A 23,438-nucleotide genomic window follows, 5' to 3' on the forward strand; every position below is an offset into this window, starting at 1 on the left:
CGTTCAGGCGCTGCGCGCGACGTTCGCCCACACGGGAAGGTGATCGCTGGCGCGCTTCGCGGTGAGCGAGGTGTGGACGCCGCTCTCCTCCACCTTGAAATGATCGGAAACGAAGATGCGGTCGAGCGTGCCGAGCGGGCGGCGCGTCGGGAAGCTGGGGCCGCAGGCGGCGCACTGGTGGTGGCGCTGGAATTCCTTGAGCGCCTTGCTGTTCACCATCCAGTCGTTGAGATCGCCCATCAGGATGCTGGGGAGCTGCGTCGTGCGCTCGCCGAGGTGATCGACGAGCATCTTCGCCTGCCGTGCGCGATAGAGCCCGGAGAGATCGAGGTGCATCCCGACGACGCGCACCGGTTCGCCGCGCACGCGGAGGTCCGCCAGCACGGCGCCGCGCGGCTCCAGCATCGGCAGGAAGAGCGGTTCGCCGTGGATGATCTCGTGGTCCTTGCGCACGAGGATGGCGTTGCCATGCCAGCCGATGCTGTTCGGGCGATTTTCGATGGGAACGGCACGGTAAGGGCTTTCCGCTTCAATCATGTCACGCGGGATCGCACTCGCCCGCTCGCCGAGGCGGCGGTCGGCCTCCTGAAGCGCGATGATGTCCGCATCGAGCTCGTTGAGCACGGCGAGTACGCGGTCGGGCTTGCGGAGGCGATCGAGGCCGATGGCCTTGCGCATGTTGTAGCTGGCGACGCGGAGGGTCATGCGCGGGAAGATAGGGGGGCGAGAGGGTTCTTCAAAGAGGCTGGCTATCCGGTGTCATCCACATCGTTGATAACTCTTGCAAATTCGAGGCGGCTGTCCAGATCACGTTCGCATTAGGCTATTTAATAAAATTCCGGAAAATCATAACTTCTTTCTTCCCCGCACCCATATTTCGTGCCCGGATCGGCAAAAAAAAGAATTTCGAATATTGGTGAAATTCTTCTCGCAGAATAGTAGTTTAATTCCGCTATCGGCATTTTTCCATATTTGATTGCAATTTGCGAATAATCTGCAGTTATAAGGAGAGGGTTGTTGGATGATATTCTCGAACTCTCCATGGTAATTCCCAGTCTTTCGCGTAACTGCCTTACGACAATCCGCTTGGCGGTGTAATCTAAAGGCAAAGGTTGTGATCGAAGAGGCTTCGAATACAACTCCCAAAGAGCGCGATCATGAATGATAAGCGGTCCCGGGTCGGCGCACAGCGATCGAGCATGGCGAACGCCGTTCCATACCAGCAGCCAATCAGCAATGAACAGCGCCCCGATCATCGCAGGGATCGTAAGAATCGGTCCGACATAACGGAAGAAGATTTCTTTGATGCTCACCGATAGCCCTCTTTCTCGATGATCCGCGCGCCGTGCGAGTTCAAAGGGTGAAGCTGCCTTCGATCACCGTGACGCAGGTTCCGCCGAGCACGGCGCGCTCGCCTTCGAGGCGACAGGCGACGCGGCCGCCGCGCGGGCTGGCCTGGAACGCCTGGAACGCGGGCTTGCCGAGCCGATCCGCCCAGTAGGGCGCCAGCATGGCGTGCGCGGCGCCGGTGACGGGGTCTTCGTCGATGCCCGCGCCTGCCGCGAAGACGCGACTGACGACGTCGTAGCCATCATCGCCGGGTGCGGTGACGACGACGAGGTGGTTACCGACCTCGCGCAGCAGACCGAAATCGGGCTTCATGGTGCGGACGGCGGCGGCATCGGACACGACGTAGAGCCAGTTTTCGCCGGGAAAGCCGAGTACGGCTTCGGGCTGGAGGCCGATCGCCTTCACGACGCGCGGGTCCGCCGCCGCCGGTATCGGGCGGCGGGCGGGGAGATCGAGTTCGTAAGCGCCGTTTGCGCGCCGCACCTCCAGCACACCGGCGAGGCGGGTGCGGAACCGGATGCGATCGAGATCGACATCGCGCGAGAGGAGATAATGACCGCTTGCGAGCGTCGCATGGCCGCACAGGTCCACCTCGATCGCGGGGGTGAACCAGCGGAGGTCGTAGTCCGCGTCCGGCGCGTCCGAGGGGATGAAGAAGGCGGTTTCGGCGAGGTTGTTCTCCTCGGCGATCGCCTGCAGCACATCGTCCGCGAGCCGTGCGTTCAGCGGCATTACGGCCGCCGGATTGCCTTCGAAGGCGCGCCCCGCGAAAGCATCGATCTGGGCGAAGGGCAGCTTATTTGGCATGGCTTTCCTCCTGCGTGGCGCGCGTATCGAAATGGCCGCTCGGATCGACGTGGACGAGGATGTCGCTGCCGGGGAAGGCTTCCAGCACGCGGGCCTCGACAACATCGACGATATCGTGGGCGGCCTGCACGGTCATGTGCGGATCGACCCAGATGTGGAACTGGATGAAGTCGGTGTGCCCCGCATGGCGCGTCTTGAGCTCGTGGATACCTTCGACGCCCGGAACCGCGCAGACGAGCGCTTTCAACTGTTCGCGCTTCTCGTCCGGCCACTCTTTGTCCATCAGCATGTCGAGCGCGTGCCGCGCGGTCTTGAAGGCGCCCCACACCAGCCAGAGCGCGATGAACACACCGAACAGCGGGTCCGCGCCGCGCATCCCGAGCATCGCATCGAGCACCAGCGCCGCGATGACGGAGAGGTTCAGCAGCAGGTCCGACTGGTAGTGCATCCGGTCCGCATCGATCGCGAGCGAACCGGTGCGGCTGACGATGACGCGCTGGTAGGAGACGAGCGCCAGCGTCACCAGAATCGCGAAAATCGAAACGCCGATACCGAGTTCGGCTTCGGCTGGGGGTGTCTCGTTCGTGAACGCCTGCACCGCGCGCCAGCCGATGCCGATGGCGGAAACGGTGATGAACACGGTTTGCAGAAGCGCAGCGATCGGCTCCGCCTTGCCGTGGCCGAAGCGGTGATCGGCATCGGCGGGTTCAGCGGCGACGCGCACGCCGATCAGCGTGATGATCGACGCGATGAGATCAAGCGCGGTGTCGGCGAGCGATCCGAGCATGGCGACGGAGCCTGTTTCCATCGCGGCCCAGCTCTTGACCGCACCGAGAACAAGCGCCGCCGAGAACGAGGCAATCGCCGCCCGGCGGGTGAGCCTGCCGCGCGCTTCGAGCCTCGCGGTGTCCATCACGGATACTGCATCGAGCGCGCCCAGCCGCTGCCGTCGCGGTCGTAGATATAACGCTCGTGCAGGCGGCTCTCGCGGTTCTGCCAGAATTCGATTCGCGAGGGCACGACGCGGTAGCCCGACCAATGCGGCGGGCGCGGCACGTCACCGCCATCATACTTCGCGGTGAATTCGGCAACGCGGCCTTCGAGCGTCGCGCGGTCGTCCAGCGGCTCCGACTGGAAGCTCGCCCATGCGCCGATCTGCGAGGCGCGGGGACGCACGGCGAAATAGGCGTCGGCCTCGGCCGCACTCACCGGCTGCACGGCGCCGTCGATGCGGACCTGGCGGCCCAGTGATTTCCAGAAAAAATTGAGGTGCGCGTGCGGGTTCGCGGCAAGCTCGCGGCCCTTCCGGCTCAACGTGTTCGTGTAGAAGGTGAAGCCGCGCGGATCGACATCCTTCAGCAGCACGATCCGCACCGAGGGCCGGCCGTCGGCATCGGCAGTGGCGAGCGACATGGCATTGGCGTCACTGGGCTCGGAAGTGGATGCTTCCTGAAACCAGCGGCCAAAGAATTCGAAGGGATCGTCGGGAAGCGTCATCATGGCGCGCTTCATAGCCCCTGCAACGCGGGGAGGGAACTGCATGTCAAAACAATTCGACTATTATCGAAATGTGGATTGACGAGTTCATATGATTCGATAATTCTGGAAATATAGAAGGGTGAGTCGGCAATGAGCATTTCAACAAGTGAAGCCGCGATCGCGGCGCTCTCCGCACTGGCGCAGGAGCATAGGCTTGCGGCGTTCCGCCTGCTCGTCGAAGCCGGGCCAGAGGGGCTTCCCGCCGGTACGGTTGCCGATCGGCTGGGGATGCCGCCATCGTCGCTATCGTTCCACCTGGCTCATCTAGAGCGGGCAGGGCTCGTTGCAAAAACGCGGCTTGGGCGAACGCTGATCTACAGCGCGCGCTTCGCAACCGTTCGCGGGCTAGCCGACTATCTCCTCGAAAACTGCTGCGGCGGACGCTCCTGCGCGGATGCCGCAGTCCCTGAACGTCTCGCCAAAGGAGCCTGACCGATGAAACGTCTTCACGTCCATGTCGCGGTGAGCGATCTCCAAGCCTCGACCCGCTTTTATTCGGCGCTCTTCGCTGCGGAGCCGACCGTGGTGAAGGCCGACTACGCGAAGTGGATGCTTGAAGACCCGCGCGTCAACTTCGCCATTTCCACGCACGACGGCGCGGCACCGGGCCTGTCTCACCTCGGTATCCAAGTGGAAAATGCGGACGAGCTGACGGAGGTTTACGGGCGTCTACAGAAAGCGGACCGCCCCGTTCTCGATGAGGGCGCGACAACCTGCTGCTACGCGAAATCCACCAAGAGCTGGATTGCCGATCCGCAGAACATCGCTTGGGAGACGTTCCTGACCACCGGCGATGCCGTCGACTATGGCACCGGACCGGAACTCAGCCGTATCGCCGCCGATCCGGCCGCAACCGGCCAGCGCTGCTGCGGGTGAGACGATGGAGCCCTACAACGTCCTCTTCCTCTGCACCGCGAACTCGGCGCGCTCGATTCTGGCCGAGGCCATACTGAGCGAGATCGGGGAGGGGCGGTTTCGGGCGTTCAGCGCCGGTAGCCAGCCGCGCGGAGAAGTGAACCCGGCGGCGCTCGACGTGCTGCGCAGCCTTGGGCATCCCGTCCAAGATCTGCGTTCCAAGAGCTGGGACGAGTTCGCGGAACCGGGGGCTCCCAAGCTCGATTTCGTGTTCACGGTCTGCGACAACGCCGCCGGCGAGGTCTGCCCGATCTGGCCGGGGCAACCGGTGACGGCGCACTGGGGAATCCCCGATCCGGCCGCAGTCGAAGGCAGCGAAGCCGAAATTCACGCCGCCTTCTTTGATGCCTACCGGCAGCTGAAAAACCGCATCTCGCTGTTCACGGTGCTTCCCATCGCATCCATTGATCGGTTGAGCCTCAGGCATCGGCTGGCGGAGATCGGCAAGGCATGAGCCTGTTCGAACGCTATCTGACGCTGTGGGTGATCGCCTGCATCGCTGTGGGCATCCTGCTCGGATCGGCGATGCCGAGCCTGTTCGCGGTGATCGCGGGCGCGGAGGTTTACAGCGTGAACCTGCCGGTCGCCTTGCTCGTATGGCTGATGATCATCCCGATGCTGATGAAGATCGATTTTGCCGCGCTGCGGCAGGGCGGCGCGCACTGGCGCGGCATCGGCGTCACGCTCGCGCTCAACTGGGCGATAAAGCCCTTCACGATGGCGGCGCTCGGCTGGCTTTTCATCGGCTGGCTGTTCCGCCCGTTGCTGCCCGAAGCGGAGATCGAATCCTATATCGCGGGGCTTATCCTGCTCGGCGCTGCGCCCTGCACGGCGATGGTGTTCGTGTGGAGCAATCTCTGCCGCGGTGAGCCACTTTTCACGCTCAGTCAGGTCGCGCTCAACGACGCCGTGATGGTTGTCGCCTTCGCGCCGATCGTCGGCCTGCTGCTTGGTCTCTCCGCGATCACGGTGCCGTGGCAGACGCTGCTGATTTCGGTGGGGCTCTACATCGTCGTGCCGGTGATTGCAGCGCATATCGTGCGTGCGCGGCTGCTCGCGGCTGGCGGGGAAGCGCGGCTGCAGCGCGCGCTCGCCGCGATCCAGCCGATGTCGCTTGCCGCGCTGCTGGCGACGCTGGTGCTGCTGTTCGCCTTTCAGGGGCAGCAGATCCTCGCGCAGCCGCTCGTCATCGCGCTGCTCGCCGTGCCGATTGCGATTCAGGGCTATCTGATCTTCGGGATCGGCTATGTCGCGAACCGGGCATTCGGCGAGGCGCACTGCATCGCAGGCCCCTCCGCGCTGATCGGCGCCAGCAACTTCTTCGAGCTTGCGGTGGCGACCGCCATCAGCCTGTTCGGCATCACATCGGGCGCTGCGCTCGCAACGGTGGTGGGCGTGCTGATCGAGGTGCCGGTGATGCTGTCGCTCGTCGCGATCGTGAACCGTTCGCGCGGATGGTACGAAAAGAGCGCCTGATCGCCTCTTGCGACGCCGGAATTCCTCCCTATCTCCGGTCTGTTGTATTTCGGCAACAGTGGATTTTCCGGAGGCATTGTGGTGAGCGTAGGGACGATGAGCGATCTCTATTCGACCCTTGGTGTGCAGCGTGGGGCAAGCGATGCGGAAATCAAATCCGCCTACCGCAAGCTGGCCAAGGAACTGCACCCCGACCGCAACAAGGACAACCCGAAAGCCGCGGAGAAATTCTCCGAGGTGACGGCGGCCTACGACCTGCTTTCCGATAAGGACAAGCGCGCGCAATACGACCGCGGCGAGATCGACGAGCAGGGCAATCCGAAGATGCCGTTCGGCTTCGGCGGCGGGCCGGGCGGCGGCTATAGCCGCACGCACACCGGCGGCGCGGGGGCCGGCGGCGAGGATTTCAGCTTTGCGGGTGCGGCGGACGATCTGCTTTCCGAGCTGTTCGGGCGCGGGCGGCGTGGCGGCGGTGGCGGTTTCGGCGGCTTCGATTTCGGCGGCGGCGCGGGGCCGCGCCAGGCGCCTGCCAAAGGCCGCAACGTTGCCTACAAGCTTGCCGTGGATTTCGCCGAAGCCGCCGAATTGAAGCCGCAGCGCGTGACGCTCGCCTCCGGCAAGACGGTGGACCTGAAACTCCCGGCCGGATTCGCGGAAGGCCAGCAGATCCGGCTTGCCGGTCAGGGCGAGGCGGGGCCGGGCGGCAGCGGCGACGCCATCGTGACGCTGCGTACCGCGCCGCACCGCTTCTTCAAACGTGACGGCGACGATATCCGCCTCGATCTGCCGATCCGGCTCGACGAGGCCGTGCTCGGCGCGAAGGTGAAGGCGCCGACGACGAGCGGTTCGGTGATGCTCTCCGTGCCGCCGGGCGCCTCTTCGGGCAAGGTGCTGCGCCTGAAAGGCAAGGGCTTCCACAAGAAGGACGGCGGGCGCGGCGATCTGCTGGTGACGCTGGTGATCGCAATTCCCGAAAGCGACGCCGCGCTGAAGGCGTTCGCGGAAGGGTGGGACAGCGGCAAGGCGCACGATCCCCGCGCCGGGATGGCATGATCCGTCTTTTCGCGCGGCTGCTTGAGGAAGAGCGGCGCGCGGTTCGCGTGGCCTTTCGCGTTGCGAAGGGTGTGTGGGACGACGGCTTCATCCACGCCGGGAACCTCGCCTATCTTTCGATGCTGGCGCTGTTTCCGTTTTTCATCGTGCTTGGCACGATTGCGGGGATGCTCGGCCGGTCCGATGCCGGGCTCGAAGCCGTCGAAGGCTTTCTGCGAACGCTGCCGCCATCCGTTGCCGGGATCGTCGGCCCGCCGATCGAGGCAGCGATGCAGGGATCGACCGGCATCCTCACCTTCTCGATCGTCGTCGGCCTGTGGACGGCGGGGAGCTACATCGAGACGATCCGCGACATCCTGCGCCGCGCCTATCATGCCGAATATGCAGCGCCCGTCTGGCAGCGCCGGCTTGGCAGCCTCGCCGTGATCCTCGGCAGCGTGATGCTGATGCTGGCGGCGTTCGCGGCGCAGGTGATCATCGTGGCGGCGGAGGAGGTCGTCGTCCGCTTCCTGCCGTGGATCGACATGGTCGAGCAGATCATCGACATCGGGCGGCTGGGGCCGCTCGTGATCCTGTTCATCGCGCTCTACCTGCTGTTCCACAGCCTGACGCCGGGGCGTTTCCGCAAGCAGGGGCCAAAATGGCCGGGGGCTGCCGTTACCGCGGGCGTATGGGTGGGGGCGACGCTGATCCTGCCGCGCCTGCTCGCCGACGTTTCCACCTACGATCGCTTCTACGGGCCGCTCGCGGGCGTAATGATCACGCTCCTGTTCTTCTTCATTGCGGGCATGGGATTCGTGATCGGCGCGGAGCTAAACGCGGCACTGGCAATGGAACCCGAAAATGGGCAAAAGGACGCGGAATCGGGGGGACAACCGAAAGGCTGAAAGCAGACATGGCTGGATTGTTGCAGGGAAAACGCGGGCTGATCATGGGGCTCGCGAATGAACGTTCGCTGGCGTGGGGGATTACAAAGGCGCTTGCGGATCATGGTGCGGAACTCGCGTTCAGCTATCAGGGCGAAGCGCTGGAAAAACGCGTGCGCCCGCTCGCCGAAAGCGTCGGATCGGATTTCCTGATCGATTGCGACGTTTCCGACATGGCGGGGCTCGATGCCGCGTTCGAAACGTTGGCGGCGCGCTGGCCGACGATCGACTTCCTCGTCCACGCCATCGGCTTTTCGGACAAGAACGAGCTGCGCGGCAAATATGTCGATACCAGCCTCGAGAACTTCCTGCTGACCATGAACATCTCGGCCTACAGCTTCGTCGCGGTGACGCGCCGCGCGCGGGCGATGATGCCGAACGGCGGCTCGGTGCTGACGCTGAGCTACTACGGCGCCGAGAAGGTGGTGCCGCACTACAACGTGATGGGCGTGGCGAAAGCGGCGCTTGAAACGAGCGTGAAGTATCTCGCGATGGACCTCGGGCCGGAGAACATCCGCGTGAACGCGATTTCCGCCGGGCCGATCAAGACGCTGGCGGCGAGCGGCATCGGCGACTTCCGCTACATCCTGAAGTGGAACGAACTGAACAGTCCGCTCCGGCGCAACGTCACCATCGAGGACGTGGGCGGCGCGGCGCTCTACCTGCTTTCCGACCTCGCCAGCGGGGTGACGGGCGAAATCCACCATGTCGACGCCGGCTACAACGTGATCGGCATGAAGGCCGAGGACGCGCCGGACATCGCGCTCGCCTGATGTTCAACAGCTTCGGCCGCATCTTCCGGTTCACGACGTGGGGCGAAAGCCATGGCCCGGCGCTCGGCGTCGTCGTCGACGGCTGCCCGCCGGGGATCGCGCTCACCGAGGCCGATATTCAGCCGTGGCTCGACAAAAGGAAGCCCGGCCAGTCCCGCCACACGACGCAGCGGCGCGAGCCCGATGAGGTGAAAATCCTCTCCGGCGTGTTCGAGGGCAAGACCACGGGCACGCCGATCTCGATGATGATCGAGAACGTCGACCAGCGTTCGAAGGACTACGGCGACATCGCCGAGAAATACCGGCCCGGCCATGCCGACTACACATACGACCAGAAGTACGGCTTCCGCGACTATCGCGGCGGCGGGCGTTCGTCGGCGCGCGAGACGGCGGCGCGCGTGGCGGCGGGGGCGGTGGCGCGGAAGGTGATCGAGGGTGTCGGCATCCTTGGGCATGTCGTCGAGATCGGCGGCGATCGCGTGGAGCGGTTCGCGGCGCACACGCTCGGCGACAACGACTTCTGGTGCGCGGACCCGGATGCGGCGACGCGCTGGGAGGTGCTGCTCGACAGTGTGCGCAAGTCCGGTTCTTCGGTGGGCGCGGTGGTCGAGGTGTTTGCGAGCGGGGTTCCCGCAGGCTGGGGCTCGCCGCTCTATGCGAAGCTCGACGGCGAACTCGCGGCGGCGATGATGTCGATCAACGCTGTGAAGGGCGTCGAGATCGGCGACGGTTTCGCGGCGGCTCGCCTGCGCGGCGAGGACAATGCCGACCGGATGCGGCCGGGCGCAGGGGCCGGCGATCCGCCTGTGTTCGACACGAACCACGCCGGCGGCGTGATGGGCGGCATTTCGACCGGGCAGGACGTCGTCTGCCGTATCGCGCTGAAGCCGACCTCGTCGATCCTGACGCCGGTGCAGACGATCACGCGCTACGGCGAAGCGGTGGAGGTGATGACCAAGGGGCGGCATGACCCCTGCGTCGGCATTCGCGCCGTGCCCGTTGCCGAGGCGATGATGGCCTGCGTGCTCGCAGACGCCTTCCTCATGCACCGCGCACAGGTGGGATGACGGATCGAGTTGCGCGGCGGCTGCGCATCCATGGCCGCGTGCAGGGCGTCTGGTTCCGTGCATGGACGCTCGAAACCGCGCAGCGCCTCGGCCTCGACGGCTGGGTGCGCAACCGCATCGACGGCACGGTGGAGGCGCTCGCCGTGGGCTCCGCCGAAGCCATCGAAAAGCTGATCACGGCCTGCCACGAGGGCCCGCCCGCCGCGAAGGTGGAGCGTGTTGAGGTGGAGGAGGCGAAAGGCATCGTGCCGCGCGGCTTCAAGAAGAAACCAACCGTTTAGAACCGCTCCTGTAAACTGAGACGTGAAAACGCCCGCGCGGTGTCGCGGCTGCCGTGTCACGCCCTCGTCCGGATACCGGCAAGGAGATTGGATCATGTTCAGATTTCTTGGCGCGTTGGCAGCGACTTCGCTGCTCAGCTTTCATGCGGCCGCCGCCGTCATCAGCGCGGATTTCCGCACGGAAGCGGACCTGCCGGACTATAGTGTGCGCGGGGCGCTCGTCCATGAACGGACAGGGTCCGTGCTGGGCGCCGGCAACGAGCTCGACAGCAGCGATTTCGTGAGGAATCCCAGCCATTGGGGCGGCGGTATCGTTCACGTGGACTGGGACGCGGCGACCAACGTGCTGACGCTCGATTCGCGCGACACATGGGATTTCCAGACGTTTATTCTGGAAATCGGCAATATCGTGTTCGACAGCGCGCAGAAAATCGTGGGGCTGTCGGTGATTTCCGATAGCCTCGTAACGCGTGAGGGTGGCGCGCCGATCCTGAACTTTACCGACGACGGGCTATCGATCGGGTATCAGAGCGGCCGGTACGACGTTTTCAATTTCACCGGGCGCGAGGCGAGGTTTCAGGTGATCCTTGCCGATATCGCGGACGTCGCACCGATACCCGAGCCGGGTACACTTGCACTGCTGGGTCTCGGAATCGTCGGACTTGCCGCGCTACGGCGGTCCCGCGCCCGCGCCTGAGCGGACAGACGCTCAGTCCGCGAAGGGGTCCGTCACGAGGATCGTGTCCTCGCGTTCCGGGCTTGTCGAGACGAGCGCCACCGGGCAGCCGATGAGTTCCTCGATGCGGCGGACGTACTTGATCGCCTGCGCGGGGAGCTGTGCCCAGCTGCGCGCGCCGGCGGTCGATTCGTGCCAGCCGTCGAACGTCTCGTAGATCGGCTTCGCGGCGGCCTGCGCGGCGGGGTGAGCCGGCAGGTGATCGTAGTGGACGCCGTTTACATCGTAGCCGGTGCAGATCTTCAATTCTTCGAAACCGTCGAGCACATCGAGCTTGGTGAGCGCGATGCCGGTGACGCCGGAGACGGCGATCGACTGGCGCAGCAGCGCGGCGTCGAACCAGCCGCAGCGGCGCTTGCGGCCCGTGACGGTACCGAACTCGTGGCCGCGCTCGCCGAGGCGCTGGCCGGTTGCGTCGTCGAGTTCGGTGGGGAAGGGGCCGGAGCCGACACGCGTTGTGTAGGCCTTGACGATGCCGAGCACATAGCCGGTCGCGGACGGGCCGAGGCCGGAGCCGCCGCTCGCCGTGCCAGCGATGGTATTCGAGCTGGTGACGAACGGATAGGTGCCGTGATCGACATCGAGCAGCACGCCCTGCGCGCCTTCGAAGAGAATGCGCTTGCCCGCGCGGCGGGCCTCGTTGAGGCCGACCCACGCCGGACCGGCATAGGGCAGCACCTCGGGCGCGATGGCTTCGAGATCGGCGATGAGGGTGTCGCGATCGATCGGATCAACGCCGAAACCGGCGCGCAGCGCGTTGTGGTGTGCGAGCAGGCGGTCGATCTGCGGGCCTGCCTCATCGAGGTGCGCGAGGTCGCAGACACGAAGCGCGCGGCGGCCGACCTTGTCCTCATAGGCAGGGCCGATGCCGCGCCGGGTGGTGCCGATCTTGCCGGCGCCGCTCGCGTCCTCGCGCAGCGCGTCGAGATCGCGGTGGAAGGGGAGGATCAGCGGGCAGGTCTCGCTGATCACGAGATTCTCGGGGCTGATCGCAACGCCCTGGGCCGTCAGCTTCTCGATCTCGGCCTTGAGGTGCCACGGATCGAGCACGACGCCGTTGCCGATCACCGAGGGCGTGCCGCGCACGATGCCCGAAGGCAGGAGGCTCAGCTTGTAGGTGTTGTTGCCGACGACGAGCGTGTGGCCCGCATTGTGACCGCCCTGGAAGCGCACGACGACATCGGCGCGGGCCGATAGCCAGTCGACGATCTTGCCCTTGCCCTCGTCGCCCCACTGGGCGCCGATCACGGTCACATTGGCCATTTCGGGGACGTCTCCATTCAGCGTCGATACACGGCGGCACTCACTAGGGTTGAAGCGCACGTGCGTCCACGGCTTTTGCATGGGAGGCGAAGGTTATTCGCTCTATCACGCGTATGGAACACGAAGGCTGGGAGATGAAATGCGGGCGAAGCTGATTCTTGGGACGATGGCGCTCGTGCTGGCGGGTGCGGCGGCAGAGGCGCAGCAGCGGCCGCGCTTGGGCGGCGGGCTGATGGCCTGTCGCGCCGACATGGAGACGCTGTGCGGCAGCGACAAGGCCGACAAGCCCAAGGTGCGCCAGTGCATCATCGAGAATCGCGACAAGGTTTCGGAGGACTGCAAGCGCGCGCTCGACGCGATGCGCAACGGCCCGGGTGCGGGCGCGATGCCGACCGTGACGGTGAGCTACGGCAACGACGCGCGGCAGGCGATCGACTTCTACCGCGCGAAGGGCGCCGCGCCCGCGCCGCTCATCGTGTTCATCCATGGCGGGGCGTGGAGTCTTGGGGACAAAAGGCAGGCTTCCGGGCGGAAACCGGAGCACTTCACGGGCGAGGGCTATGCCTTCGCATCGATCAACTACCGGCTGGTGCCGCAGGCGACCGTGGAGCAGCAGGCGGCGGACGTTGCCTCCGCGATCGACATGCTGCGGTTCCGCGCGGCCGAGTATGGCATCGATCCGAACCGGATCGCGCTGATGGGGCATAGCGCCGGGGCGCACCTCGCGGCGCTGGTGGCGACCGATCCGCAGTATCTGAAGGCAGCGGACGTGCCGATGAGCGCGGTGAAGGCGGTCGTGCTGCTGGACGGCGCGGGGTATGACGTGGCTGCGCACATGAAGACGGGCGGGCCGGTCGTGCAGAAGCTGTATGGTCCGGCGTTCGGGGATGATCCGAAACGGCAGGCTGCGCTATCGCCGATGACGCATACCGCCGCGCCGAACGCCGCTGCGTGGCTGGCACTTTATGTCGAGGGGCGTGATGCTTCGCTCGGCCAGTCGCGGGCGTTGGTGCAGGCGCTTGAAAAGGCGGGGGCGAAGGCGCGGGCGGTGGCTGTGCCGGACAGCAGCCACGGTGAACTCAATCAGGATTTGGGTGCGGATGGCGACTCTGCGACGGCGGACGTCGACGCGTTCCTGAAGGCGGCGCTTTAGAGTTTGATGAGTTCGCCGTTTTTCAGCGCGTAGTCGCAGCGCAGGCGCGCGGGCGTGTCCGCGTCGGTGAGCGCGGCGACCGTCGTCCAGCCCTCGGCGCGTAGTTTGGCGGCCTGCGCGGCTTCGCCGAGCGGCACGAACAGACGGCGGCGGCGCGAGGCACCGAGGCCTGCGTCAACGAGGCCGTCGACATAGAGCGAGAAGCCCACCGCCGTTTCCTCGCTACCGCCCGGGTGGCGCACGAGATAGGTGCCGCCGCGGCCGACCTCGCCGCGTACGCCCGCGGCGAACACGGAAAAGCCGATCCACGTCTGGTATTCGAAGCCGTGGCGCTCGGTGGGATCGATGGTGACGGCGGCGTGCGGAGCAGCGGTCGCCACCAGCCGCTCGAGGCCCGCGATGCGCGTGTCGAGTGCGCCTGCGGCGTCGAGCGCCTTGAGGCGTGCGAGCGCGGTATCGGCGGGGCCGGCGGCTTCGATGAGCGTGCTGTACTGCGCGGCGCCGAGTGCCTGCAGCGCGGCGGCATCCTTGCCGTCGAGCGCGGTCTGTACGTCGGCGAGCGGTGCGGTGACGGGCCACGGCCCGGCGGTGAGCGTGCCGACGAGATCGGGAAGGGTGAGATCGACCGACATGTCGGTGAGGCCCGCCGCTGACAGGGCTTCAAGTGCGATGCCGAGGAGTTCGGCGACGGCATCGACGTGATCGGAGCCGATGAGTTCGGCGCCCATCTGCATCGCTTCGCGCTGCGGGCCGACTTGCGCAGGGCGCACGCGGAGCACAGGGCCGCCGTAGGCGAGGCGCAGCGGGCGCGCGATGTGCGCCATGCGTGTCGCGGCGATGCGGCCGACCTGCGCGGTGATATCGGGACGGAGCGCCAGCGTGCGCTGCGACAGCGGATCGACGAAACGGAGCAGATCCTGCGGGCGCGCGGAGGAGAGGCGCGTGACGAGACTGTCCTCGAACTCCACGAGCGGCGGCGAGACGCGCTCGTAGCCATGCGCCGAAACCTGATCCAGCAACGTGCGGAGCAGGTCGGCGGCCGCCTCGGCCTGCGGCGGCAGACGGTCGCGGAAGCCTTCGGGGAGCAGGCCCTTGGAGATCGGATCGGTCATGGTGGCCCGGCTCTAGCGGCGTGCGCGGCCCGAAACAAGGTTCAGGCCGCGCATACCGTTACTTAGAAGCGAAGGGCCTTCACGTCCTTCACGCCGTCGAGCTTGCAGAGCGTCCACAGCAGCGGATCGGCGATGTCGCCGTCCACCGAGAGCAGCAGGATCGCCTCGCCGCCCTGACCGCGGCGGCCGAGGTGGAAGGTACCGATGTTGACGTTCGCTTCGCCGAGCGCGGAGCCGACCTTGCCGATGAAGCCCGGCTTGTCTTCGTTCGCGATGAACAGCATCGAGCCGTCGAGATCGGCTTCGACCTTGATGCCGAACAGCTCGACGAGGCGCGGGTGCTTCATGCCGAACAGCGTGCCCGCGACCGAGCGTTCGCCTTCCTCGGTTTTCACCGTCACGCGCAGCAGCGTGTGGTAGTCCGTCTCGCGTTCGTGGCGGACTTCCGCGATTCCGATGTCGCGCTCACGGGCGATGTGAACAGCGTTAACCATGTTCACCGTGTCCGAGATCGGGCGCATCAGGCCGGTGATCACCGCACTGGTGATCGGCTTGATGTTGAGCTCGGCGGCGGCACCCTCGACCTCGACCGTGACGTGGCTGATCGCACCCTTGGCGAGCTGGCCCGCGAGGAGCCCGAGCTTTTCGGCAAGCTCGATGTAGGGGCGAACGCGCGGTGCTTCCTCGGCGGAGAGCGACGGCACGTTGAGCGCGTTGGTAACGGCGCCTGACAGCAGGAAGTCCGAAATCTGCTCGGCGACCTGAATGGCGACGTTCACCTGCGCTTCGTCCGTGGAGGCGCCGAGGTGCGGGGTGGAGATGAAGCCGGGCGTGCCGAAGAGGGGGCTTTCGTGCGCCGGTTCGGTGACGAACACGTCGAGCGCGGCGCCCGCGATGTGACCCGAATCGAGCAGTTCCTTGAGCGCCGCCTCGTCGATGAGGCCGCCGCGCGCGCAGTTGACGATGCGGACGCCCTTTTTCGTCTTCAGCAGGTTGTCGCGGCTGAGGATGTTGCGCGTCGAATCGGTGAGCGGTGTGTGCAGCGTGATGAAATCGGCGCGGGCGAGGAGCTGGTCGAGCTCCACCTTTTCGATGCCGATGTCCTCGGCGCGCTCCGGTGTCAGGAACGGATCGAACGCGACGACCTTCATCTTGAGGCCGAGAGCGCGCTCGGCAACGATTGAACCGATGTTGCCCGCGCCGATGAGGCCGAGCGTCTTGCCCGTGACCTCGACGCCCATGAAGCGGTTCTTTTCCCACTTGCCGGCCTGCGTGGAGGCGTCGGCCTCCGGGAGCTGGCGGGCGAGCGCGAACATCAGTGCGATGGCATGCTCGGCGGTGGTGATGGAGTTGCCGAACGGCGTGTTCATCACGACGACGCCCTTCGCGGAGGCGGAGGGGATGTCGACGTTGTCGACGCCGATCCCGGCGCGGCCGACGACCTTCAGGTTGGTCGCGGCTTCGAGGATATCGGCGGTGACCTTGGTGGCCGAGCGGATTGCGAGGCCGTCGTACTGGCCGATGATCGCCTTCAGCTCGTCCTTGGTGAGGCCGGGCTTCTCGTCGAACTCGACGCCGCGCTCCTTGAAGATGGCGGCGGCCTTCGGGGACATTTTATCGGAAATCAGAACCTTGGGCATGGGATGCACTTTCCTCATCGTCATACCGGTTTGGGCCGGTATTCCTTCACGTTGGGATGGACCCCGGCCTTAAAGTCGGGGTGACGGTTTCAGTTGGAAACGACTTGCGCGAAGGCCCAGTCGAGCCAGGGCGTCAGCGCCTCGATATCGGCGGTCTCGACGGTGGCGCCGCACCAGATACGGAGGCCTGCGGGAGCGTCGCGGTAGCCGTTGATGTCGAGCGCCGCGTTTTCCTTTTCGAGGAGCGAGGCGATCTTCTTCGGCGTTTCCGCATCGGCGCGCGGGTCCGTGATCTTCAGGCAGACGCTGGTGTTCGAGCGCGTCGCGGGGTCGACCGCGAGGTTTTCGATCCACGGCGTCTTTTCGACCCACGCATTGAGCGCGGCCGCATTGGCATCCGCACGGGCGGCGAGGGCTTTCCAGCCGCCGAGCCCGTCCGCCCATTCGAGCGCGTCGATGTAGTCCTCGACGCAGAGCATCGAGGGGGTGTTGATCGTCTCGCCGACGAAGATGCCTTCGATCAGCTTGCCGCCTTTGGTCATGCGGAAGATCTTCGGCAGCGGCCATGCGGGCGTGTAGGTTTCAAGCCGTTCCACCGCGCGCGGGGAGAGGATGAGCACGCCGTGCCCGCCTTCGCCGCCCAGCACCTTCTGCCAAGAGAAGGTGGTGACATCGAGCTTGTCCCACGGCAGGTCCTGCGCGAAGGCGCCGGAGGTCGCGTCGGCGAAGGTGAGGCCTTCGCGGTCCGCCGGAATCCAGTCGCCGTTCGGCGCGCGGACGCCCGAGGTGGTGCCGTTCCACGTGAAGATCACGTCGCTGGCGAAATCGACGGTGCCGAGATCGGGAAGCTCGCCATAGGGCGCCTTCAGCACCGTGGGGTTGAGCTTGAGCTGCTTGGCGACATCGGTGACCCAACCTTCACCGAAGCTCTCCCAGGCAATCGTCGTGACGGGGCGGGCGCCCAGCATCGACCACATCGCCATTTCCACCGCGCCGGTGTCCGAGGCGGCGACGATACCGATGCGGTAATCGTCCGGCACGCCCAGCACCTTGCGGGTGAGGTCGATGGCGAGCTTCAGGCGCGCCTTGCCGAGCTTTGCGCGATGCGAGCGGCCGAGCACGTCGAGATTGAATTTCAGGGGATCCCAGCCGGGGCGCTTGGCGCAGGGGCCGGAAGAAAACTGGGGGCGAGCGGGCAGGGTGCCCGGTTTCGTAACGTCAGTCATAATCTCTCCTTACAGAGAGCGCGCGCCGCGTTGGGACGGCGTGGCCCGCCGCCGCTCATAGAGATGCGCGGCGAAGAGTCAAATGGCCATTTTGTGGCAAGGGGTCTCGATGCTACAGGCGGGGGGATAAGGTCCGGGGGAGTTCGCAATGCGTCTCAATGATTGTCACAATATCGCGGATTTCCGCAAACTTGCGAAAAAGCGCCTGCCCGCGCCTGTGTTCCACTACATCGACGGCGCGGCGGACGACGAGATTACGCTGGCGCGGAGCACGGCCGCGTTCAACGACTGCGACCTGGTGCCGCGCGTTCTTGCGGGCGTGGAAACGGTCGACATGTCCACCACGCTGTTCGGCAAGCGCATCGAGATGCCGCTGTTCCTCTCGCCGACAGCACTTCAGCGTCTGTTTCACCACGACGGCGAACGTGCCGTGGCGCGCGCGGCGGAAAAGTTCGGCACATTCTGCGGGATTTCCAGTCTTGCGACCGTGAGCCTCGAAGAGATCGGGCGCACGATTTCCACGCCCAAGCTGTTCCAGTTCTATTATCACAAGGACAAGGGCCTCAACAGCGCCATGATCCAGGCGGCGAAGGCCGCCGGGTTCGATGCGCTGGCGCTCACCGTGGACACCATCGTCGGCGGCAACCGCGAGCGCGATTTCCGCACCGGCTTCACCTCGCCGCCGAAGCTGACGCTTGCCAGCATGTTCAGCTTCGCTACGCACCCGTCGTGGACGCTGAATTACCTGCTGCGTGAGCGATTCGAACTTTCGAACCTCAAGGATCACATCAAGCAGGGCAGCAACACGGCGGTGACGGTGAGTGAATATTTCACCTCGCTGCTCGACCAGACGATGGACTGGAAGGCGGCCGAACAGATTCGCGCCGAATGGGGCGGGCCGTTCTGCCTGAAGGGCGTGATGTCCGCGGAGTGCGCACGCCGGGCGATCGATATCGGCGCGAGCGCGATCATGATTTCGAACCACGGCGGGCGCCAGCTCGATGGGTCGCGCGCGCCGTTCGATCAGCTTGCGGAGATCGTCGATGCCGTGGGCGACCGTCTGGAGATCATCCTCGACGGTGGCGTCCGGCGCGGTACGCATGTGCTGAAGGCGCTGTCGCTGGGTGCGCGCGCGGTTTCGGGCGGGCGGCTCTATCTCTATGCGCTCGCCGCGGCGGGGCAGCCGGGTGTCGAACGCATCATCGGCAAGCTGCGCGGCGAGATCGAGCGCGACATGAAGCTGATGGGCGCGCGCACGCTTGCGGATCTGTCGCGCGAGAACCTGCGTTTCCGCTAGGCGGCAGCCGGAATTTTCTGTGCCTTGTCATCGACCTGCGCGGCGATGCCGCCGCCTCGGCGCTTGGCGATGTACAGGGCTTCGTCGGCGCGGCTGATGAGGGGTTCGAGATCCTCGGCGCGGTCGTCTGAAACGGCGTAGCCGATGCAGGTGGAGATCTTCGCGACCCGCCCGCCGAGCCGGAACGGCTGGCGGATCGCCGCCTCTATGCGCCGCGCGAGCACGGCGGCCTCCTCCGGGTGCTTCATGCCGCACTGGACGACCGCGAACTCGTCGCCGCCAAGCCGCGCCGCCATGTCGGTTTCCCGGATGATGTAGGTGAGCCGTTTGGCGACTGCCGCGAGCAGCGCGTCGCCCACGGGGTGGCCGAGCTCGTCGTTGACGGTCTTGAAGCCGTCGAGATCGAGGCAATGGACCGCGACGAGTCCGGCGCGCGAATTGAGGGTGACATGCTCCTCGAACCATTCGCGAAGCGCGAGGCGGTTCGGGAGATCGGTGAGGCCGTCGGTGCGCGCGAGATTGCCGAAGGTGATGCGCCGGCTGATCTCCCGCACGGTGAAACGATAGCGATCGAGCAGGCTGCGGATGCCGCCGGCGAGCAGTGCGGTCATCATCGCGGCGGTGGCCCAGTAGCTCTCGTTCGGCACCATGAAGGCCGAAACGATTCCGGGGACGAGGCCGATGGCCATGCTGGCGATCGCAAGGCGTGGCCGCAGCGCCATTCCGGCAGAAACACCGGCGCCGTAGCCGACGAGCAGGGCGACGGTAAACAGGTGCGCTTCGGTTGCGGGCAGCATGAAGACGCGCGCACCATATGCGCCGAGACACACTGCAAAGGCGAGATACGCCGCCGCAAAGTGCCGCTCCAGACGCTGCGCGCGTTCGACGCCGAGCCCGGTATCGAACGCCTCCTTGCGGCCGCCAAAGGCGACGGCGAGCCGGATGAGGCTCGTGAGCGTTCCGGCGGCCACGAGGAGGGCGAGCGTAATGTCGCCGGTTTGGTGGACCACCAGGGTGCCGCCCGTGATGAAACCTACGGTCATGATCAACGAGGGGATGAGCGCCGCGTAGATGCTGCGCACCAGATCCACATAGATGCCGTCGAGCACGGTCTCTGCCCGCGGGAAAAACGCCCGTTTCATACGCTACCTACTATCCCGCAACTCTTCCTTAGCTCTCTCAGGAGCGGTTGGTGCGACGTTTCCCGATGCGGATTGAAGCAAGGTTAACGTGTGCGTCAAATGCGACGGACCGAGAACGGCGGGGCCGGTTGCGGGGGACGCTTGCCGCGCTAAAAGAGAGGCATGTGGGGTCGCTTTCTTTCCGCCTTGTCGCTCATAGCCGTTGCGGCCTGCTCGGGCGGAGCGCCGCCGGTTTCCGAGCGGCCGCCGGAAGCGCGGCTGCCCGATAGCGCGGCGGCCTGCTTCGCGCGGCTCGACCGGATTCCGGGGCTGAAGTACCGCAAGCTCGATCCGCACGTCGAAGGCCAGTGTGGATACGAGGACGCGGTGCTGCTGCTCGATATCGGCGTGCCCGTCGCCGGGCTGAAGGCGGTTTCGTGTCCGGTCGCCGAATCGCTCTATCGGTGGGTGCATGAAGGTGTGCGCCCGGCGGCGCGCGATCATTTCGGCGCCGACGTCGTTCGCATCCAGAGCTACGGCACCTATGCCTGCCGCACACGCAACAGCCAGCCGGGCGCGCGGCTCTCCGAACATGCGCGCGCGAACGCGGTCGATATCGCGAGCTTCACGCTGGCGAATGGCCGCACGGTCGCGGTGAAATCCGGCTGGCGCGGGCCGGGCGACGAGCAATCATTCCTGCGCGCCGCGCACCGCGCCGGCTGCGCGCGGTTCAACATCGTGATCGGCCCCGATGGCGACGCTTTCCATCAGGATCACCTGCATCTTGATATGGGGCGCGGGCCATATTGCCGCTGACGCGAGCGGTTTTCGACGCTAGAGACGCCTGAATGGATGACAAGACCACAGTTTCGCACCGCACCTTCCCTTCGGCGGAAGAGGATGCGGCGGTAGCCGCCAATACGACCCCGATCCCGCAGACCGAGCACCCGAGCTATCGGCTGGCCTTTCAGGATCAGGATTTCCTGTTGCGCGAGGAGCTGCGGCCGATCCGTTTTCAGCTCGAACTGCTGAAGCCCGAGATGCTGCTGAAAGAGCACGGCATCGCCTCCACCTTCGTGCTCTACGGATCGGCGCGTATCCCGTCTCCCGAAACGGCCGATGCGCTCGTCGCGGCGGCGCGGACGGACTGGGAGAAGCGGGTCGCCGAGCGGCTGCGCGCCAAGGCCAAATATTACGAGGAAGCCTACAAGCTCGCGTACCTCGTCTCCTCGCTGCCGCGCGAGGACGGCGAGCGGCATTTCGTGGTCTGCTCGGGCGGCGGGCCTTCGATCATGGAGGCGGCGAACAAGGGCGCGCACGATGCGGGCGGCGAATCCGTCGCGCTCAACATCGTGCTCGAACACGAGCAGCTGCCGAACCGGTACGTGACCCCGGCGCTTTCGTTTCAGTTCCATTATTTCGCGCTTCGCAAGATGCACTTCCTGATGCGCGCCAAGGCCGTGGCGGCGTTCCCCGGCGGCTTCGGCACGTTCGACGAGCTGTTCGAGACGCTCACGCTCATCCAGACGCGCAAGGTGAAGCCGTTCCCCGTGCTGCTGTTCGGGCGCGAATTCTGGGAGCGGATCATCAACTTCGAGGCGCTTGCCGAGGAAGGCACGATTTCGCGCGACGACCTCTCGCTGTTCCACTTCGTGGAAACGGCCGAAGAAGCATGGGAAATCGTGGCGGGCTTCTACGAAATTTCTGCTATGGGTGGCCCCTGCTAGGGCGAACCTGAACGACAGCGCCCGAACCGGGGAGGGGGATGGGCGAAGCGCGGGACAGCGCGGAACGCATCGAGGCGCTCGATGTTCTGCGCGGTATCGCCATTCTCGGCATCATGCTGCTCAACATCTGGGGTATGGGCAGCGTCCCCGGTATCGCCTCCGATCCGCGCATTTCCGGCTGGGCGCTTTCCGACCGCGCGGTCTGGTGGGTACAGCAACTCTTCATCGAAGGGACGATGCGCGGGCTACTCTCGCTGCTGTTCGGCGCGGGGTTCGTGATTCTCGCTAGCCGTCCGAACGGTGCTCGCTCGGCGCTATCGATCTACTATCGGCGCATGGCCGCGCTTATCGTGTTCGGCCTCATCCACGGCTACCTGCTGATGTGGCCGGGCGACATCCTGCTCATCTACGGGATCGCCGGGCTGTTCCTGTTTCCGTTCCGCGACCTTCCGGCGCGTGCGCTCATCGGCCTCGGGCTCGGGGGAATCGCGGTTCTTACCGCGATCGGCGCTGCGGCGGTCGTCGAAGGGATGAACACGCGCGAACACGCGGAGGCCGCGATCGCCGCAGGGGCGGGCGACGAAGACGAGCGCATCGTTGCGTGGCAGGACTATCTTGCCGCGATCCAGCCCGACCTTGAGGCCGATGCACACTCACGCGCGGCGCGGCAGGGCAGCCTTGCCGACAACATCGCCTACAAGGCGACGATCGCCAGTGAGTGGAACGACCTTGCCGGGCTCAGCTGGTGGTCGCTCGATGCGGTGGCGACGATGCTGGTGGGTGCCGGGCTGTTCAAGGCCGGCTTTCTTGGCGGCGGATTACAGCGCGAAACCTATCTCAAGGTCGCGCTTGTCGGCTACGCGATCGGTGTTCCCATCAATTTCATCGAGGCGGAGCAGGCAGTCGCTGCCGGGTTCATGGTGCCGATTCCGATTTCGGAGGTCACCTACCAGATCGGGCGGCTGGCGACGACGCTGGGGCACACGGGCCTTGTGCTTGCGGCTTTGCAGACCGTGGGCGGGCGGCGCGTACTCGGGATCTTCGCGGCGCCGGGGCGGATGGCATTCACCACCTATATCGGCGAGACGCTGATCGGGCAGTGGCTGCTTTTCCCCGGCTTCGCGCTCGGGCTACACGGGAAAGTCTCGATCGCGCAGAGCTGGCTGATCGCGCTTGGTATCGCGGTCGTTTTGACCGTGTTCGCCACGTGGTGGCTCGGCCGCTTCAGAATGGGGCCGCTCGAATGGCTGTGGCGCTGGCTCACCTATGGCCAGCGCCCAGCGTTCATTCGGAGTTAGTGCGTCGCTTCCGCAGGTGCGGCTTCCGCGGGAGCGGCGGCAGCGGGCGTAGCTTCAGCGGCAGCAGCGTCGGCCGGAGCCGCAGCGGCGGGCGCTTCGGCAACCGCCGGCGCGGTCGGCAGCGGCAGCGGGCTGTCGCTCTGCGAATTGAGGTAGACGAGCAGGTCGGCGCGATCCTGCGGCTTCGAGATGCCCGCGAAGCTCATCTTGTTGCCGGCGATGTACTTGCGGGGCGATTCGACCCAGTGGCTGAGTTCGTCCCAGCCCCAGTTGCCGCCATGGCTCTTCACGGCGTCCGAATAGGCGAAGCCGGCGAGGTGCGCGACCTTGGCGCCGAGAATGCCATAAAGGTTCGGACCCTGGCCGTTGGCACCGCCCTTGTTGACCGTGTGACAGGCAGCGCACTTCTTGAACTGCGCTTCACCCTTCGCCGGGTTGGCGGTGGCGAGGAACGCGGCGATCGGCTGCACGGCTTCGGCAGCACCGGCGCCGGCGTCAGCCTCGACCTCGACGCCTTCGACGACGTAGCCCTTCGTTTCGGAGTGGCCAGGCGCGTAGACGAATCCCGTGAGGATCGACAGGCCAAGCACCGCAATCGCGGCCGCGAGCACCCAGCCGATAATCTTGTTCCATTCGTAACTGTCCACTGCGCCCTCCGAAGAGCGGGGCCTTTCTCTG

Annotated in this window: 26 protein-coding genes; 15 read left to right on the plus strand and 11 right to left on the minus strand. The window is 65.7% G+C overall.

The genetic code is table 11. The annotated features are described in order from the left end of the window. Positions 1–3: 3 nt before the first annotated feature. The 5 genes from ACFQ00_RS06585 to pdxH form a co-directional block, all read right to left on the minus strand. Entirely contained in the window at positions 4–705 is a 702-nt protein-coding gene (locus tag ACFQ00_RS06585; RefSeq protein WP_381487998.1) for an endonuclease/exonuclease/phosphatase family protein, read from the minus strand. A 122-nt stretch (positions 706–827) separates the two neighbouring features. Beyond that, on the minus strand, positions 828–1,313 hold the full coding sequence (locus ACFQ00_RS06590) for a hypothetical protein (RefSeq protein WP_381488000.1): 486 nt from the start codon (positions 1,311–1,313) through the stop codon (positions 828–830). Between the two features lie 40 nt (positions 1,314–1,353). Next, the gene (locus tag ACFQ00_RS06595) at positions 1,354–2,157 is read right to left on the minus strand and encodes a PhzF family phenazine biosynthesis protein (RefSeq protein WP_381488002.1); all 804 of its coding nucleotides are present in this window, start codon (positions 2,155–2,157) and stop codon (positions 1,354–1,356) included. Continuing rightward, positions 2,147–3,070 carry a cation diffusion facilitator family transporter gene (locus ACFQ00_RS06600; protein ID WP_381488005.1) on the minus strand — a complete coding sequence of 308 codons (924 nt, stop codon included), beginning with the start codon at positions 3,068–3,070 and terminating at the stop codon, positions 2,147–2,149. The genes ACFQ00_RS06595 and ACFQ00_RS06600 overlap by 11 nt, the downstream gene beginning before the upstream one ends. Beyond that, a complete protein-coding gene (pdxH, locus tag ACFQ00_RS06605; protein ID WP_381488008.1) occupies positions 3,070–3,657 on the minus strand; it encodes a pyridoxamine 5'-phosphate oxidase in 588 nt (195 codons plus the stop codon). The genes ACFQ00_RS06600 and pdxH overlap by 1 nt, the downstream gene beginning before the upstream one ends. 129 nt (positions 3,658–3,786) lie before the next feature. On the opposite strand from pdxH, the gene ACFQ00_RS06610 reads away from it, so the two are divergent. The 10 genes from ACFQ00_RS06610 to ACFQ00_RS06655 all read left to right on the plus strand — a co-directional run bounded on the left by ACFQ00_RS06610 (position 3,787) and on the right by ACFQ00_RS06655 (position 10,884). Next, positions 3,787–4,128, plus strand: coding sequence for an ArsR/SmtB family transcription factor (locus ACFQ00_RS06610; protein WP_381488010.1), 342 nt, complete (start codon positions 3,787–3,789; stop codon positions 4,126–4,128). 3 nt (positions 4,129–4,131) lie between these two features. Next, positions 4,132–4,572, plus strand: a complete 441-nt coding sequence (locus tag ACFQ00_RS06615; protein ID WP_381488013.1) for an ArsI/CadI family heavy metal resistance metalloenzyme — start codon at positions 4,132–4,134, stop codon at positions 4,570–4,572. 4 nt (positions 4,573–4,576) lie between these two features. Further along, positions 4,577–5,065, plus strand: a complete 489-nt coding sequence (locus ACFQ00_RS06620; protein ID WP_381488016.1) for an arsenate reductase ArsC — start codon at positions 4,577–4,579, stop codon at positions 5,063–5,065. Continuing rightward, positions 5,062–6,087: an ACR3 family arsenite efflux transporter gene (arsB, locus tag ACFQ00_RS06625; RefSeq protein WP_381488019.1), complete on the plus strand. Its 1,026-nt coding sequence runs from the start codon at positions 5,062–5,064 to the stop codon at positions 6,085–6,087. The genes ACFQ00_RS06620 and arsB overlap by 4 nt, the downstream gene beginning before the upstream one ends. A 96-nt stretch (positions 6,088–6,183) precedes the next feature. Beyond that, entirely contained in the window at positions 6,184–7,140 is a 957-nt protein-coding gene (locus tag ACFQ00_RS06630) for a DnaJ C-terminal domain-containing protein (RefSeq protein ID WP_381488711.1), read from the plus strand. Beyond that, complete coding sequence (locus ACFQ00_RS06635) at positions 7,137–8,027, plus strand: YihY/virulence factor BrkB family protein (RefSeq protein ID WP_381488022.1); 891 nt, start codon at positions 7,137–7,139, stop codon at positions 8,025–8,027. Before ACFQ00_RS06630 ends, ACFQ00_RS06635 begins: the two co-directional genes overlap by 4 nt. An 8-nt stretch (positions 8,028–8,035) precedes the next feature. Next, the gene (gene fabI, locus ACFQ00_RS06640; RefSeq protein WP_381488025.1) at positions 8,036–8,839 is read left to right on the plus strand and encodes an enoyl-ACP reductase FabI; all 804 of its coding nucleotides are present in this window, start codon (positions 8,036–8,038) and stop codon (positions 8,837–8,839) included. Further along, positions 8,836–9,906 (plus strand): chorismate synthase, encoded by a 1,071-nt coding sequence (aroC, locus tag ACFQ00_RS06645; RefSeq protein ID WP_381488714.1) that lies wholly within the window; start codon positions 8,836–8,838, stop codon positions 9,904–9,906. The genes fabI and aroC overlap by 4 nt, the downstream gene beginning before the upstream one ends. Beyond that, positions 9,903–10,187 (plus strand): acylphosphatase, encoded by a 285-nt coding sequence (locus tag ACFQ00_RS06650; protein WP_381488028.1) that lies wholly within the window; start codon positions 9,903–9,905, stop codon positions 10,185–10,187. The genes aroC and ACFQ00_RS06650 overlap by 4 nt, the downstream gene beginning before the upstream one ends. 94 nt (positions 10,188–10,281) lie before the next feature. After that, entirely contained in the window at positions 10,282–10,884 is a 603-nt protein-coding gene (locus ACFQ00_RS06655; RefSeq protein ID WP_381488030.1) for a PEP-CTERM sorting domain-containing protein, read from the plus strand. 12 nt (positions 10,885–10,896) lie between these two features. Here ACFQ00_RS06655 and ACFQ00_RS06660 read toward each other — a convergent pair whose 3' ends face one another. After that, entirely contained in the window at positions 10,897–12,186 is a 1,290-nt protein-coding gene (locus tag ACFQ00_RS06660) for an adenylosuccinate synthase (protein ID WP_381488033.1), read from the minus strand. A gap of 139 nt (positions 12,187–12,325) precedes the next feature. On the opposite strand from ACFQ00_RS06660, the gene ACFQ00_RS06665 reads away from it, so the two are divergent. Further along, positions 12,326–13,339 carry an alpha/beta hydrolase gene (locus ACFQ00_RS06665; protein ID WP_381488036.1) on the plus strand — a complete coding sequence of 338 codons (1,014 nt, stop codon included), beginning with the start codon at positions 12,326–12,328 and terminating at the stop codon, positions 13,337–13,339. On the opposite strand, the gene ACFQ00_RS06670 is transcribed toward ACFQ00_RS06665, so the two are convergent. From ACFQ00_RS06670 to ACFQ00_RS06680, 3 genes are all read right to left on the minus strand, one after another. Continuing rightward, the gene (locus tag ACFQ00_RS06670; RefSeq protein WP_381488039.1) at positions 13,336–14,451 is read right to left on the minus strand and encodes an ATP phosphoribosyltransferase regulatory subunit; all 1,116 of its coding nucleotides are present in this window, start codon (positions 14,449–14,451) and stop codon (positions 13,336–13,338) included. The genes ACFQ00_RS06665 and ACFQ00_RS06670 overlap by 4 nt on opposite strands. A gap of 62 nt (positions 14,452–14,513) precedes the next feature. Then, positions 14,514–16,091 (minus strand): phosphoglycerate dehydrogenase, encoded by a 1,578-nt coding sequence (gene serA / locus ACFQ00_RS06675; RefSeq protein ID WP_381488042.1) that lies wholly within the window; start codon positions 16,089–16,091, stop codon positions 14,514–14,516. 89 nt (positions 16,092–16,180) lie between these two features. Then, complete coding sequence (locus ACFQ00_RS06680) at positions 16,181–17,317, minus strand: phosphoserine transaminase (RefSeq protein ID WP_381488045.1); 1,137 nt, start codon at positions 17,315–17,317, stop codon at positions 16,181–16,183. Positions 17,318–17,465: 148 nt separating this feature from the next. Here ACFQ00_RS06680 and ACFQ00_RS06685 point away from each other — a divergent pair, with 148 nt between their 5' ends. Then, positions 17,466–18,614, plus strand: coding sequence for an alpha-hydroxy acid oxidase (locus ACFQ00_RS06685; protein ID WP_381488048.1), 1,149 nt, complete (start codon positions 17,466–17,468; stop codon positions 18,612–18,614). Here the strand turns inward: ACFQ00_RS06685 and ACFQ00_RS06690 are convergent. After that, the gene (locus tag ACFQ00_RS06690) at positions 18,611–19,756 is read right to left on the minus strand and encodes a diguanylate cyclase domain-containing protein (RefSeq protein ID WP_381488051.1); all 1,146 of its coding nucleotides are present in this window, start codon (positions 19,754–19,756) and stop codon (positions 18,611–18,613) included. The genes ACFQ00_RS06685 and ACFQ00_RS06690 overlap by 4 nt on opposite strands. 162 nt (positions 19,757–19,918) lie before the next feature. On the opposite strand from ACFQ00_RS06690, the gene ACFQ00_RS06695 reads away from it, so the two are divergent. Genes ACFQ00_RS06695 through ACFQ00_RS06705 form a run of 3 tightly spaced genes read left to right on the plus strand, consistent with a single transcriptional unit; the run spans position 19,919 to position 22,760 of the window. Further along, positions 19,919–20,551, plus strand: coding sequence for an extensin-like domain-containing protein (locus tag ACFQ00_RS06695; protein WP_381488054.1), 633 nt, complete (start codon positions 19,919–19,921; stop codon positions 20,549–20,551). A gap of 32 nt (positions 20,552–20,583) precedes the next feature. Next, positions 20,584–21,462, plus strand: a complete 879-nt coding sequence (locus ACFQ00_RS06700; protein WP_381488058.1) for an LOG family protein — start codon at positions 20,584–20,586, stop codon at positions 21,460–21,462. A gap of 38 nt (positions 21,463–21,500) precedes the next feature. Then, complete coding sequence (locus tag ACFQ00_RS06705; protein WP_381488061.1) at positions 21,501–22,760, plus strand: DUF418 domain-containing protein; 1,260 nt, start codon at positions 21,501–21,503, stop codon at positions 22,758–22,760. Here ACFQ00_RS06705 and ACFQ00_RS06710 read toward each other — a convergent pair. After that, positions 22,757–23,407: a c-type cytochrome gene (locus ACFQ00_RS06710; RefSeq protein WP_381488063.1), complete on the minus strand. Its 651-nt coding sequence runs from the start codon at positions 23,405–23,407 to the stop codon at positions 22,757–22,759. The two genes, ACFQ00_RS06705 and ACFQ00_RS06710, sit on opposite strands and share 4 nt — an antisense overlap. Between the last annotated feature and the right edge of the window lie 31 nt (positions 23,408–23,438).

Source organism: Sphingosinicella xenopeptidilytica, assembly GCF_042676985.1.
GTDB lineage: Bacteria > Pseudomonadota > Alphaproteobacteria > Sphingomonadales > Sphingomonadaceae > Sphingosinicella > Sphingosinicella xenopeptidilytica.

Bases quoted from the DNA above. Each gene is read 5' to 3' on its own strand.
- ACFQ00_RS06595 (WP_381488002.1), bottom strand. From the start codon at position 2,157: ATGCCAAATAAGCTGCCCTTCGCCCAGATCGATGCTTTCGCGGGGCGC.
- ACFQ00_RS06695 (WP_381488054.1), top strand. From the start codon at position 19,919: ATGTGGGGTCGCTTTCTTTCCGCCTTGTCGCTCATAGCCGTTGCGGCC.
- ACFQ00_RS06585 (WP_381487998.1), bottom strand. From the start codon at position 705: ATGACCCTCCGCGTCGCCAGCTACAACATGCGCAAGGCCATCGGCCTC.
- arsB (WP_381488019.1), top strand. From the start codon at position 5,062: ATGAGCCTGTTCGAACGCTATCTGACGCTGTGGGTGATCGCCTGCATC.
- ACFQ00_RS06665 (WP_381488036.1), top strand. From the start codon at position 12,326: ATGCGGGCGAAGCTGATTCTTGGGACGATGGCGCTCGTGCTGGCGGGT.
- ACFQ00_RS06610 (WP_381488010.1), top strand. From the start codon at position 3,787: ATGAGCATTTCAACAAGTGAAGCCGCGATCGCGGCGCTCTCCGCACTG.
- ACFQ00_RS06670 (WP_381488039.1), bottom strand. From the start codon at position 14,451: ATGACCGATCCGATCTCCAAGGGCCTGCTCCCCGAAGGCTTCCGCGAC.
- ACFQ00_RS06615 (WP_381488013.1), top strand. From the start codon at position 4,132: ATGAAACGTCTTCACGTCCATGTCGCGGTGAGCGATCTCCAAGCCTCG.
- fabI (WP_381488025.1), top strand. From the start codon at position 8,036: ATGGCTGGATTGTTGCAGGGAAAACGCGGGCTGATCATGGGGCTCGCG.
- ACFQ00_RS06660 (WP_381488033.1), bottom strand. From the start codon at position 12,186: ATGGCCAATGTGACCGTGATCGGCGCCCAGTGGGGCGACGAGGGCAAG.
- ACFQ00_RS06655 (WP_381488030.1), top strand. From the start codon at position 10,282: ATGTTCAGATTTCTTGGCGCGTTGGCAGCGACTTCGCTGCTCAGCTTT.
- ACFQ00_RS06635 (WP_381488022.1), top strand. From the start codon at position 7,137: ATGATCCGTCTTTTCGCGCGGCTGCTTGAGGAAGAGCGGCGCGCGGTT.
- ACFQ00_RS06705 (WP_381488061.1), top strand. From the start codon at position 21,501: ATGGGCGAAGCGCGGGACAGCGCGGAACGCATCGAGGCGCTCGATGTT.
- ACFQ00_RS06620 (WP_381488016.1), top strand. From the start codon at position 4,577: ATGGAGCCCTACAACGTCCTCTTCCTCTGCACCGCGAACTCGGCGCGC.
- ACFQ00_RS06600 (WP_381488005.1), bottom strand. From the start codon at position 3,070: ATGGACACCGCGAGGCTCGAAGCGCGCGGCAGGCTCACCCGCCGGGCG.
- ACFQ00_RS06650 (WP_381488028.1), top strand. From the start codon at position 9,903: ATGACGGATCGAGTTGCGCGGCGGCTGCGCATCCATGGCCGCGTGCAG.
- ACFQ00_RS06685 (WP_381488048.1), top strand. From the start codon at position 17,466: ATGCGTCTCAATGATTGTCACAATATCGCGGATTTCCGCAAACTTGCG.
- serA (WP_381488042.1), bottom strand. From the start codon at position 16,091: ATGCCCAAGGTTCTGATTTCCGATAAAATGTCCCCGAAGGCCGCCGCC.
- ACFQ00_RS06690 (WP_381488051.1), bottom strand. From the start codon at position 19,756: ATGAAACGGGCGTTTTTCCCGCGGGCAGAGACCGTGCTCGACGGCATC.
- ACFQ00_RS06680 (WP_381488045.1), bottom strand. From the start codon at position 17,317: ATGACTGACGTTACGAAACCGGGCACCCTGCCCGCTCGCCCCCAGTTT.
- ACFQ00_RS06630 (WP_381488711.1), top strand. From the start codon at position 6,184: ATGAGCGATCTCTATTCGACCCTTGGTGTGCAGCGTGGGGCAAGCGAT.
- ACFQ00_RS06700 (WP_381488058.1), top strand. From the start codon at position 20,584: ATGGATGACAAGACCACAGTTTCGCACCGCACCTTCCCTTCGGCGGAA.
- pdxH (WP_381488008.1), bottom strand. From the start codon at position 3,657: ATGATGACGCTTCCCGACGATCCCTTCGAATTCTTTGGCCGCTGGTTT.